This is a genomic window from Rhabdothermincola sp. (genome assembly GCF_036846205.1).
Taxonomy (GTDB): Bacteria; Actinomycetota; Acidimicrobiia; order Acidimicrobiales; family Acidimicrobilacustridaceae; genus Rhabdothermincola.
Map to the genome: position 1 here is coordinate 1 of NZ_DAIUCK010000097.1, position 11,786 is coordinate 11,786.

Annotated in this window: 11 protein-coding genes; 1 reads left to right on the forward strand and 10 read right to left on the reverse strand. The window is 71.0% G+C overall.

The features are described from left to right. From obgE to V7004_RS12880, 5 genes are all read right to left on the reverse strand, one after another. A partial coding sequence (gene obgE / locus V7004_RS12860) for a GTPase ObgE (RefSeq protein WP_334144451.1) occupies positions 1 to 1,251 on the reverse strand: 1,251 nt, incomplete at its 3' end. Positions 1,252 to 1,299: 48 nt separating this feature from the next. After that, positions 1,300 to 3,027, reverse strand: coding sequence for a pilus assembly protein TadG-related protein (locus tag V7004_RS12865; RefSeq protein ID WP_334144452.1), 1,728 nt, complete (start codon positions 3,025 to 3,027; stop codon positions 1,300 to 1,302). A 39-nt stretch (positions 3,028 to 3,066) separates the two neighbouring features. Beyond that, the gene (locus tag V7004_RS12870; RefSeq protein WP_334144453.1) at positions 3,067 to 3,735 is read right to left on the reverse strand and encodes a TadE/TadG family type IV pilus assembly protein; all 669 of its coding nucleotides are present in this window, start codon (positions 3,733 to 3,735) and stop codon (positions 3,067 to 3,069) included. Next, the gene (locus V7004_RS12875) at positions 3,732 to 4,439 is read right to left on the reverse strand and encodes a TadE/TadG family type IV pilus assembly protein (RefSeq protein ID WP_334144454.1); all 708 of its coding nucleotides are present in this window, start codon (positions 4,437 to 4,439) and stop codon (positions 3,732 to 3,734) included. Before V7004_RS12875 ends, V7004_RS12870 begins: the two co-directional genes overlap by 4 nt. Then, on the reverse strand, positions 4,436 to 5,074 hold the full coding sequence (locus V7004_RS12880; protein WP_334144455.1) for a hypothetical protein: 639 nt from the start codon (positions 5,072 to 5,074) through the stop codon (positions 4,436 to 4,438). Before V7004_RS12880 ends, V7004_RS12875 begins: the two co-directional genes overlap by 4 nt. A 236-nt stretch (positions 5,075 to 5,310) precedes the next feature. Here V7004_RS12880 and V7004_RS12885 point away from each other — a divergent pair, with 236 nt between their 5' ends. Further along, on the forward strand, positions 5,311 to 6,450 hold the full coding sequence (locus V7004_RS12885) for an HD domain-containing protein (RefSeq protein WP_334144456.1): 1,140 nt from the start codon (positions 5,311 to 5,313) through the stop codon (positions 6,448 to 6,450). A 60-nt stretch (positions 6,451 to 6,510) separates the two neighbouring features. On the opposite strand, the gene rpmA is transcribed toward V7004_RS12885, so the two are convergent. From rpmA to V7004_RS12910, 5 genes are all read right to left on the reverse strand, one after another. After that, positions 6,511 to 6,762 carry a 50S ribosomal protein L27 gene (rpmA, locus tag V7004_RS12890; RefSeq protein ID WP_208028190.1) on the reverse strand — a complete coding sequence of 84 codons (252 nt, stop codon included), beginning with the start codon at positions 6,760 to 6,762 and terminating at the stop codon, positions 6,511 to 6,513. Between the two features lie 2 nt (positions 6,763 to 6,764). Further along, the gene (gene rplU, locus V7004_RS12895; RefSeq protein WP_334144457.1) at positions 6,765 to 7,073 is read right to left on the reverse strand and encodes a 50S ribosomal protein L21; all 309 of its coding nucleotides are present in this window, start codon (positions 7,071 to 7,073) and stop codon (positions 6,765 to 6,767) included. A 63-nt stretch (positions 7,074 to 7,136) separates the two neighbouring features. Further along, positions 7,137 to 8,705, reverse strand: coding sequence for an Rne/Rng family ribonuclease (locus V7004_RS12900; protein ID WP_334144458.1), 1,569 nt, complete (start codon positions 8,703 to 8,705; stop codon positions 7,137 to 7,139). A gap of 369 nt (positions 8,706 to 9,074) precedes the next feature. Beyond that, positions 9,075 to 9,809 (reverse strand): TIGR03936 family radical SAM-associated protein, encoded by a 735-nt coding sequence (locus V7004_RS12905; protein ID WP_334144459.1) that lies wholly within the window; start codon positions 9,807 to 9,809, stop codon positions 9,075 to 9,077. Further along, positions 9,806 to 11,767 carry a TIGR03960 family B12-binding radical SAM protein gene (locus tag V7004_RS12910; protein WP_334144461.1) on the reverse strand — a complete coding sequence of 654 codons (1,962 nt, stop codon included), beginning with the start codon at positions 11,765 to 11,767 and terminating at the stop codon, positions 9,806 to 9,808. Before V7004_RS12910 ends, V7004_RS12905 begins: the two co-directional genes overlap by 4 nt. Positions 11,768 to 11,786 lie beyond the last annotated feature (19 nt).

Below are 11,786 nucleotides of genomic sequence, written 5' to 3' on the forward strand. Positions count from 1 at the left end.
GATGTGGACCGTGTCGCCCTCCCGGGCCCCCGCCCGCACCAGCGCCCGATCCACCCCCAGGCGCCGGAGCCGGCGCTGCGCCACGTCCAGCGCGTCGGGGTTCGTGAGATCCGATAGGGCGACCGCCTGCTCGGCCTGGCGGCCCACCACCCGGAAGCTGCCGTCGGCCTCGCGCTCCACCATGACCCCCTCCGCCACCGGCCGATGCACCACGAAGCCCTCCACGGGCAGCGGTTCGGCCTCCCGGGCCGACCGCACCGCATCAGCCATCCGCCCTACGAGCACCGCCAGACCCTCGCCGGTCACCGCGGACACCCGCAACTCGACCACACCCTCGCCCGCCCCAGCCTCTCCACCGGGTGCTTCGCCGGGCGTGGCCGGCGCGAGGTCCGCCCGGGAGCCGACCACGATCCGGGGCCGGGCCAACAGCTCCGGCTGGTAGCGACCCAGCTCCTCCAGCAGCACCCGGAGCTGGTCGGCCGGCGCCAGCGTCCCATCGGGGCCGCCCGCCAGATCCAGCAGCACCACGAGCACCCGCGCCCGCTCGATGTGGCGCAAGAAGCGGTGCCCGAGCCCTCTCCCCTCGCTCGCACCCTCGATCAGCCCGGGGATGTCGGCCACCACGAACTCGAACCCGTCGTCCATCCGCACCACCCCCAGGTGCGGCTCCAGGGTGGTGAACGGGTAGTCGGCGATCTTCGGCTTGGCGGCGGAGATCCGCGAGATCAGCGTGCTCTTGCCCACGTTCGGTAGGCCCACGAGAGCCACATCGGCCATGAGCTTGAGCTCCAGGCGGAGCCAGCGCTCCTCACCCCGCTCGCCCTGCTCGGCGAACGACGGCGCCCGGCGCCGGTTGGAGAGGAACCGGGCGTTGCCCTTGCCACCCCGGCCGCCCGCCGCGGCCAGGTACCGGTCGCCGGCGTGGACCAGGTCGGCGAGCACCGTTCCGTCGCGGTCGAGCACCACCGTGCCCTCGGGCACCGGGACCTCGAGATCCGCGCCGCTCGGGCCGTGGCGGCGCTTGCCCTGGCCGTGAGCGCCGTTCGCGGCCCGGCGGTGGGGGTGGTCCTTGAACGCCAGCAGCGAGGCCACGTTGCGGTCGGCCACCAGCCACACGTCGCCGCCGTGGCCGCCGTCGCCGCCGTCGGGGCCGCCACGGGGAACGTGCGCCTCCCGGCGGAACGACACACAGCCCGCCCCGCCGTCGCCGCCCCGCACGTTGATCTGGCACTCGTCGACGAACCCCGACACGCTCCCAAGCCTACGGCCGGGGACTCGCCTCGCCGGGCGAGGGGCCGCTCAGCGCACGAGCCGGACCGGGTTGCCCTTGATCGACACGCCCCAGGTCGTGCGATCGGTCGGCGCGTCGCCCACCGTGTAACGGATCTTCCACCATGTTCGGGAGCCGTACACGGCGGCGAAGTTGGAGGGGAGCTGCACCGTCAGCCGCAGTGTGCGGTCGGAGTACTTCGAGGTGGACACGCGGTAGGGGCCGGGCTGTGGGTTCCACGACTGAGGCGGTGAGCCGGCCTGGTTGCCCCACAGGTCGAGCGCGGTGGTGGGCACGGTGCTGCGCCATCCGCCGGTCGGGGTGGCGTCGCCGCCCGGGCAGGACCCGCCCACCGGGTCGGTGCCGTCGTAGCAGAGCACCTGCCAGTTGAACGCCGCCGGGTTGCCGTTGGGGTCGAGCACCTCGAGGGTGCGGGAGCCCTCACCGGGGTCGAACAGGTCGATCTGGAGCTCCTTGCCCTGGTGCTCGGCTTCGACCTGGGCGAGGTAGAACGTCGCCGAGGTGCCGGAGAGGTTGGCGTACACACCCATGTTGTCGATGCCGAACACGTTCGGGCAGTTCGTGGCCGACAGGGTGCCCGGCCTTCCGTTCACCGGGTCGGTGGGATCGCCGGTGCAGGGCTCCCAGGCACCGCCCCCCACGTTGGCCCGCAGCGCGAACGAGTTGGAGCCGTGCCGGGTGTTCGTGTCCCCGGCCGTGTCGGTGAAGATCTGCACGTAGTACGTGCCGGGGGTGGGGTTGGCGATGTTGTAGAGCTGCCGCCAGCCGCCCCGGTAACCGCCGCTGGTGAGCGACGTCGGGGTGGCGCACGTCCCGCTGCTGTCCCCGCCCGCGATGGGGACCGTGGCCAGCAGCGTGGCGTCCGGCGGGTACGGGTTGTCGTTGCTGCGGATCGCGTAGATGGTCCGGAACACGGCCGTGGAGTCGATCGAGCTGGAGCTGCACGCCGCCGCGTCGTACGCCTCGATGGCGATCGAGCCGCCGCTGTAGCCCACCGGCACCTTGATGCCGTAGAAATAGCCCCGGGGGTCGTACTCGGCATTGTTCTGCACGATGCTGTTGGTCGCGCACCGGAACGACCCGGCGCTGCCGTTGACCGGGCGCGGGTTGCTGGTCTGCTGGGTGTAGTTGCGGGTGGTGCGGGCCATGATGCGGTCACCGTTCTCCTTGCTGGAGCACTGCCCGCTGATCGCCAGCCAGAACCCCGGCCGGTTGGCGGGGGTGTCGATCGACGACGGCAGGATGCCCGAGAGGTCACCGGTGCCGAGGAAGTTCCGGGGGCTGCCCATCTTGACCGCGTCGATGTAGCGGGCCGTCGCCGCTCGCTCGACCCACACGTCGTTGCTGCGCAGCGGGGTGGTCAGGTACTGGGACACCTTCGGGTCGTGGATGGTCACGATCAGCTCGTTGTTCTGCACGCCGCCCCGTCGGACATCCACCGTGATGCCGTTCACCCCGTGGGGGAACCCGTTCTGCGCCGCCACCTCACGGGCCCGAAGCCTGGCGAGAGACTCGTCCGGCAGGTACACCACGCCGGCCAGCGCGGCGGCGTCGGCCGCCCGCTGGATCTGCGCGGCCCTGGCGTACCAGGCCCCGAGATCGACCGCCAGGCCGGTGACCCCCAGCAGGGGGATGATGAGCAGTGCGGTGAGCGCGAGCACGTACCCCCGCTCGCCGCGGATGCGCCGGCGACGGGGCGGCCACGAGCACAGGGGGACCCGGCGGGGATCGTTCACCGGCTCACACCTCCTCAGGTTCGTCATGTCGCTGGCTCCTCACTGACAGGCCGGGTCACCCGCCGCGCACGGCTCCACCTGGAACACCGCCTTGCGAGCGATCGTGACCTTGGAGCGGTGGAGCAGGTTGGTCACCGGCTCGTACTCCACCTCGACGTAGACGCCCAGGAAGTCCGGGGGGATGTTCCGGCGCCGGCTGCTCGGGCACCAGTTCACGTCCCAGCCACCCGCGCACGACGGGCGGGTGATGCTCGTCGAGGGGAACCCGACCGTCGGGTTGGCCTGCGCCATCTGCGCTTGCACGTAGACGTTGCACCGAACGCTCGAGGTGGAGACCCCGTGCGCGCTGGTAGCCGGTGTGGTCGAGGCGGTCAGGCACGCCGGTGGCACCGCTCCATTGGATGCGGTGGAGCGGTACACCACGATCTTCTTGACCTGGGCCTTGTTGAGCTTGGAGAGCGACGAGTCCAGCGACCGGAGGACCTCGTAATCCGCGAAGCCGTTGGTGGCCATACTGGCCCCCACCCGGGCCGCGGTCTGCACCGACCGCTCCAGGTGGTTCGCGTCCTGGTAGAGCATCCCGAACTCCATGGTGCCCAGCACGAGCATCACGATGAGCGGGAGCGCCAGGGCCGCCTCCACGATCACTGCACCGCCGTCGCCACGCAGGCGACGCTCGCCGGCCCGGTCGGCCGATCGGGCGCTCACTTGATGCCCCCCGGCTCGAGACGGACGATCGCGGCCTGCTCGACCGTGAACTCGTCGCCGAAGATGCCCGTCATCAGCGGCACCTTGGCCTTGATGTACACGCCGAGGTACTCGATGTCACCGATGGTGGGGCCGTTCTTGCGGGTCACCGGATTCCAGTAGCAGGCCGGGCTCCCGGGCGTCTGGGAGCAGTCGAAGTACCGGTAGCCGTTGGGGAGCGCGAGCTGGTTCAGCGCGATCTTCGGGTTGTAGATGTTGCAGGACCCCTCCCGCCGGCCCGAGATCACCCCGTTGGCGGTGCTGGTCTTGCACGCCCTGGGAACCTGGTCCAGCGGGGCGCCGGAGCTGGGTGGGCCGGCGTCGAAGATCACGATGCGGTCCAGATCGTCGACGTTGAGCGACGACGTGGACTGCAGCGCCGCTCGGACGATGAAGTAGTCGGCCGTCGCCGTGGCCGAGGCGGGGTTGGTCGGGTCGATCTTGGCCGTGTCGGGCCCGAGCGCGCTGCCGATGCGCGCCCCGTCGGCCACGGCATCGCCGAGGGTCAGGTAGTCGCGGAACAGCGGGCCGAACTCGAGGATGCCGAAGATCAGCAGCAGCACGACCGGGGCCACGAACGCGGACTCCGTGAGCGCGGTGCCCCGATCGCCACGGAAGCGCCGAGGGGTGGGGCAGGACGGGGCGCGCCGGGCCGAGCGGATCATGGCCGGAGGAACTCCAGGGGCGTCGGCATGGTGCCCGCCGGCGGCACCGACTCGACCGACTGCACGCTCAACTCGATGCGGGTCACATCGGTGTACGGCACGTCGTAGCGCAGCTCACAGCGCCCGTTGGCAGCGGTGGTGCACTCGACGAGGAACACCTGGCCGGTGGGCGGGTTCAGGATCCGCACGGCCCCGACCACCCGCGCCCCGGCGACGGGACTGCCGCCGGAGGTCAACTGGATCTCCGCCCGCGCGTACCACAGCGAGGCGTTGACCCGCACTGTGCCGCTCGATACCCACGCACCGTTGGTAGGTGGGATGGTGGTCGTGGTCGTCGGCGGCACCGTGGTGGTCGTGGTACTCGTGGTCGACGAGGTCACCGTCACGGTCGGGGGCACGGTGGTGCTCGGTGGCGCGGTGGTCGTGGTCGTCGGCCGGGACTCCCGATAGTTGCAGCTCGGGGGTGGGGGCCGGGTGGACACACAGTCGGCTTGGTTGTTGACCTCGGCGGTGGTGGCCCTGGTCAGGTACTCGAAGGCCCCGACGCTCCCGGCCACGAAGACCGCGAAGATCAGCGCATACTCGGCGGCTGCGGCTCCCGCGTCGCGCCAGGAGCGCCTGTGGCCCCGATCCACCCGCACGCGGTCACCTCCCCTCGCGGCCCCGACCGGTCACGACATGGAAACACGTCGCTCGGCCTACTCCTATGGTTCGATCGACCCATCTCCCATCGGGAGATCCGGGCGATAGCTTTAGCCATTGATACCACGCACGGTCGCTCTCCGAAAGGGCGCCCTCACGTTGCGTGCTTCCGGCGGTCCTCGGTGGCGGTCCGAGAAGCTGTCCCTGGGCCTGCGTACGGTGGATCGTGATGGAAGCCCTGGTCACACACACCAGCCCGCAGACCCCGCAGACCGAGCGCTGGGCTCGAACGCATCGCGGCTTCGGGGCCGGTGAGCCCCTCCGGTTCGCGCACGACCCATCTAGCGTGACATCCGTCACTCCTCTGGCCCAGCCCTGTGGGCGTGAGCAGCGGGAGCACGAGGAGCGCCTGTCCCTCGCCACGGGCGCCACGCTGGCCACCGGAGCCGGGCGCCGGGCCGTGGAGGAGGAGCCCGACCCCCTGCGCACCTGCTTCGAGCGAGACCGCGACCGCATCCTCCACAGCCAGGCCTTCCGGCGGCTGGCCGGCAAGACGCAGGTGTTCGTGTTCCCCCGCGATCACCAACGCACCCGGCTCACCCACGCGCTCGAAGTGGCCCAGGTGGCCACCGCCATCGCCCGCGCCTGCCGTCTCAACGTCGCCCTCACCGAGGCCATCGCCCTGGCACACGACTGCGGCCACGGGCCCGGCGGCCACGCCAGCGAGGAGGCCCTCTCGGTGTTCCTGCCCGAGGGTTACGACCACGCCGTATTCGGCGCCGACGTGGTGCTCCGCCCGCTCAACCTCTGCGAGGAGACCCTCGACGGCGTCCGGAACCACTCCTGGTCACGGCCCGCGCCCGCCACCCCGGAGGGCGAAGTGGTGAGCTGGGCGGATCGCATCGCCTACCTCTGCCACGACTTCGAGGACGCGGTCCACGCGGGCATCGTCCACCCCGGCGAGCTCCCCGATGTCGTCCGCGAGGCCTGCGGCACCGATCGCAGCCAGCAGATCTCGGTGCTCGTCCAGCGGATGATCGACACCATCACCACCACCGGCCGGATCGGCCTCGACCACGAGCACGCCGACGTCCTGGCTGTCTTCCGGGCCTTCAACCACGAGCGCATCTACCTGCGGCCCGCGTCGCTCGCGCAGGCCCGAACGGTGATCGACATGCTCCGAGCCCTGGTGGAGCACTACGGCGCACACCCCGAGCTGCTGCCTGCGAGCGCCGGCGCCACGAGCACGATCGAAGCCGCGGTCACCTACGTGGGGGGCATGACCGACCGCTTCGCGTGCGAGCAGGCGATACGCCTCCTCGGCTGGACCGTCGATCGGTTACCTCGCGGGTTCGACATCGCCGGCTAGGACCGCCCCACCCGCCACCACCGGCGACGATCGAGGGCGGGACGATCTGGCGAGGGATGCTCAGACCGGCAGGACGTCGACGAGCTTGCGACCGCGCCGCTGACCGAACTTCACCTTGCCCGCCGAGGTGGCGAACAGGGTGTCGTCGCCGCCCCGACCGACGTTCTCACCCGGGTGGATGCGGGTGCCGCGCTGGCGCACGATGATCGTGCCGGCGGTGACCACCTCGCCGTCGAAGCGCTTGACCCCGAGGCGCTTGCTCTGCGAATCGCGTCCGTTGCGGGTGGAGCCCCCACCCTTGGTCTTGGACATCGTCAGCCCTTCTTGATGCTGGTGATCTCGATGGTGTGGTAGCCCTGCCGGTGACCCCAGCGGCGGCGCTGGTTCGCCTTGGCCTTGTAGGTGAACCCGTCGATCTTCGGGCCTTTGACCTCGCCCACGATACGGGCGGTGACCGCGGCACCGGCGAGGTCCGCCGGGGTGGCGAGCACGGTGTCGCCGTCGACCACGAGCACCGGGGTGAGCTGGATCTCGGGCATCTCGGCGTCGAGGCGCTCGACCTCGACGCGTTGGCCCTCCTCGACCTTGTACTGCTTGCCCCCGGTCTTGATCACGGCGTACATAGGCGAACCAGGCTACCGGGCGAGCGCGCCACCCACCAAGCCCACCCGGGGCAGGAACCCCCCTTACTCGAGGAGGGCCTGCTCGATCAGCACCCCCCGACCATCGCATTCAGGGCACAGCGACGAGAACGACTCCAGCAGCCCCTCACCGATGCGCTTGCGGGTCATCTCCACCAGACCGAGCTCGGAGATGTCGAACACCTGGGTGCGGGTCTTGTCGCGAGCCAGCGCGTCGCGGAACACCCGGATGACCTCGTCGCGGTTCTCCCGGACCTCCATGTCGATGAAGTCGATCACGATGATGCCGCCGATGTCCCGGAGCCGGAGCTGCTTGGCGATCTCCACCGCCGCCTCGAGGTTGTTCTTGTAGACCGTCTCCTCCAGGCTGGAGGTGCCCACGTTCTTGCCGGTGTTGACGTCGATGACCGTGAGGGCCTCGGTGTGTTCGATGATCAGCGAGCCGCCCGACGGCAGCCACACCTTCCGATCGAGCGCCTTGTGCAGCTGCTCGTGCACGTGGTAGCGCTCGAAGACCGACAGCGGTTCGCTCGCCTTGTCGTAGTACTGCACCCGGTCTGCCAGCGCCGGTGAGATCGACGCCACGTAGTCGCGCACGTCCTGGTAGAGGGCCTCGTCGTCGATGACCACCCCCCGGTAGTCGTCGTTGAACTCCTCCCGGATCACCCGCACCGCCATGTCGGGCTCCCGGTAGAGCAGGGCGGGCGCCTGGGCCGTGCGGGCCAGCTTGTCGATCTGCTCCCACTGGTCGAGCAGGCGGAGCACGTCGGCTTCGATCTCCTCCCGGGTCACCCCCTCGGCGGCGGTGCGCACGATCAACCCGTGCTGCGCGGGCTTCACCCGGTCGAGGATCTGCCGCAGCCGCCTACGCTCCTCGTCGGCCAGGCGCTTCGAGATGCCGTAGGTGGAGCTGTTCGGGATCAGCACCACGAAACGCCCGGGCAGCGACACCTCCTGGGTGAGCCGGGCCCCCTTGTGCGCGATCGGGTTCTTGGTCACCTGGCACACGATCGTCTGCTTGGGGCGGAGGAGCTGCTCGATGCGCGGCGGGCCCTTCTCCTCGATGTCCTCGGCGTCGTACTGGACATCACCCCGGTAGAGGACCGCGTTCTTCGGGGTGCCGATGTCCACGAACGCCGCCTCCATGCCCGGCAGCACGTTCTGGACCTTGCCCAGGTAGATGTTGCCGTGGATCTGCGAGACGTCGTCGGCCGGTCGCGAGACGTAGTGCTCGATGAGGTTGCGGCCCTCCAGCACCGCGATCTGGGTCGCCTGTGGCCGCACGCTCACCACCATGAGGTAGCGCCCCACCGGGCGCCCCTTGCGCTGCCGCCCCCGGCGCCGCTCCAGATCGGCCTCGTCCAGCTCCACCGGCCCACCACCGACGATGGCCTCCACCGGCTTGACCGCTGGAGCCGCGCCGTTGCCACCGCCCCGCCCGCGCCCCCCTCGCCGGCGCCGGGGCCTGGGCTTGGGCTCGGGCTCCTCGACCGGCGGTGCCACCGGAGCCGGTCGGGTGTCGCCGATCCGGGGCTTGCGCACCAGTGCCCGCTCCGCGGCTTCGGGGGACTTGGGCCGCCCCTCCATCGTCCGCTCGGGCAGCTCGTCAGGCATCCGGCTGCGCTCCGCGGCCTTCGACGGTCCCACGGCCCGGCGGACCTCGCTGGGGACGCGAGCCCCCGAGCCGGGGCCCTCCCCTGGGGGCTGCGCCACCGGTGCCTCGCGGTCAGCACCCGCGCCTTCGGACCGCCCGCCGCCGCTCCGCCCTTTGCCGCCACGGGAGCCGCGCCGGCGGCGCGCCGCGGGTCGGTCGCCGGTCTCAGACGGCCGATCGGCCGCCGGGGCGCTGGGGTTGCTCTCGCGAGCCTGGTTGCCGCTCGCGGGGTCGGCGGCCGGCAGGCTCTGTCCCGGCGGCGGTGGCCCACCCGCTGCAGGCTCCCCGTCGTGGTTGACGGCTGGGTCGGTCATCGATGCGTTCCTTCCTCACGACGCACGCACCTCGGCATGCGCAGGCGACGTCGCGTCCGGAGCGGCCAGGGGCTCACGCTTGGCGCCGTCGTCGCTGATCCACTGATGGGTCCGGCACACCCGTCCGCCGACCTCGATCGGATCGGGGAGAGGTGGGTCGAACAGGGCCACGAGCTCCGCGGGACGCACCCCGCGCGGCTGGGTGGCGAGCTCGGCTTCGAGGACCGTCAGGCCATCGCTGGCCGCCTGGACGGTGAGGTCGAGCAGGGCGGGTCGCAGGTCGTCGGTGACCGGCTGACCCTTGCGCTCGCGGGTCACGACCAGGCTCGGCGCATCGAGGAGCCGTCGCACCTGGTCGCCGGCGTGAGCCGCCGGGACCCCCGGCAGCTCCATGCGCCAGGTACAGCTCGTGACCGCCTGCTGGAGCGACGTCGCTCCTGGGGGAAGCTCCTCCAGCGCATCGACACGGAGCCCGGGAGGGAGCAGGTGGGAGAGCTGCTCGGGGAGCAGCGAGAGATCGACCCCGGCCGCTTCCGGCTCGGCCAGGTCGATGTCGAGGTACTCGGCCGTGGACTCGTACCCGGTGGACAGCGCCAGGCCGAAGTGCATCCGCGGCCGGGGTGCGAACCCTTCCGTGCGGGCCACGGGCAGTGCCGCCCGCCGGACGGTGCGCTCCCAGATGCGAGCGACGTCCCGATGACTGGTGAAGCGGATCTTGCCCAGCTTGCTGAACCGGAGGCGGATCCTCACCGGCGCGCCACCTCCACCGGGCGCCCCGGCAGCAAGGTGACCGGGACCTCGCCTCCGGGGGGCAGGTCCTGCCAGGTGCCCTGGCTCCCGCCGGCCGGCGGGACGGCGGAGGCGACGATGTGCTCGATCGAGTAGCCGGTACAGGCGCCGCAGTCGTAGCACGGCGTCCACCGGCAGTCGGGGAGGCCCACCTCGGCGAGGGCATCACGCCAGTCCTGCCAGAGGAAGTCCTGGTGCAGGCCCGCGGACAGGTGCTGCCAGGGAAGCACCTCGTGCTCGTCACGGTGGCGATGCACGTACCAGTCGATATCCAGGCCGTGCGCGGCCATCGTGTCGACCCAGAGGTCGTGGTCGAAGCGCTCCGACCACTCCTGGAAGGTGCCACCCTTGCGCCACACCGTCTCGATCACGGGGCCCAGGCGGCGATCACCACGGCTTGCGAGCCCCTCGATCAGCGACGCCCGCGGGTCGTGCCACTTGAGCTGCACCCCCCGCTCGCGTCTGGTCGCGTCCCGCAGCAGCCCGATCTTGCGGCGAAGCTCCGCCACGGTGTTCTGACCGAACCACTGGAACGGCGTGAACGGCTTCGGCACGAACCCGCCCACCGAGACCGTGGCCGACGCCTGCTTGGTGTGGGCCCGGCCGATCTGCACCACGTTGCGGGCCAGCTCGGCGATGCCCAGGGTGTCGGCGTCGGTCTCCGTGGGCAGCCCGGTGAGGAAGTACAACTTCACCCGCCGCCACCCCTGCGAGTACGCGCTCTCGACCGCTGCGTAGAGGTCCTCGTCCCGGATCAGCTTGTTGATCACCCGGCGCATCCGCCAGGTACCGGCTTCGGGTGCGAAGGTGAGGCCGGTGCGCTTGGATCGCTGGATCTCCGAGGCGATTCCCACGGTGAACGCGTCGACCCGCAGGCTCGGCAACGACACCGACACCGGCTGGCCCCCGGGCGCGTCGTCGATCACCCCCCGCACCAGGTTCTCGATGCCGCTGTAGTCGGCGGTGGACAGCGAGGTGAGGGCCACCTCGTCGTACCCGGTGCGGCGCAGGCCCTCCGCGACCATCGTCCGCACCTGCTCCGCCGGGCGCTCCCGGACCGGGCGGGTGATCATCCCGGCCTGGCAGAAGCGGCAGCCCCGGGTGCAGCCCCGGAACACCTCGACGTTGAGACGGTCGTGCACCACCTCGGTGAGCGGCACGAGCTGGCGCTTCGGGTACGGCCAGTCGGCCAGATCGGCCACCGTGCGTTTCTCGACCCGCTCAGGCACATCGGGGTACCTCGGCGTGATGGCCACCAGGTCACGGCCGTCGTAGGTGACCTCGTACATGGAGGGGACGTACACCCCGGGCACTTTGGCCAGCTCGCGCAGCAGGCGCTCGCGGGATCCCTCGGTGCGGCCCGAGGCCTTCCAGGCGCCGACGATCTCGGTGAGCTCGCCCACGACCTCCTCGCCGTCGCCGAGCACCACCGCATCGAGGAAGTCAGCGAGTGGCTCAGGGTTGTAGGTGCAGTGCCCACCGGCCACCACGAGGGGGTGTTCCGGGCGGCGGTCGGAGGCCCGCACCGGCACGCCGGCCAGGTCGATGCAGTTGAGAACGTTCGTGTAGACGAGCTCGGCGGAAAGGTTGAACGCCAGCAGGTCGAACTCCCCGGCAGGCCGGTGCGAGTCGACCGAGAACAGCGGGAGCCCGCGGGCGCGCAACAGCTCCTCGAGGTCGACCCACGGGGCGTAGGTCCGTTCGGCCACGGCGTCGGCCCGCTCGTTGAGGATCTCGTAGAGGATCTGCAGGCCCTGGTTCGGCAGGCCGATCTCGTAGGTGTCGGGATAGACGAGCAGCCACGAGACCTTTCCGGGCCCGTGCTCGGGCCGGACCGCACCGTCCTCCAGGCCGATGTAGCGGGCGGGCTTTTGGACCTTGGCCAGCAGGGGTTCGAGCTGTGGCCACAGATCGTTCATGTGCACCACAGCCTACCGG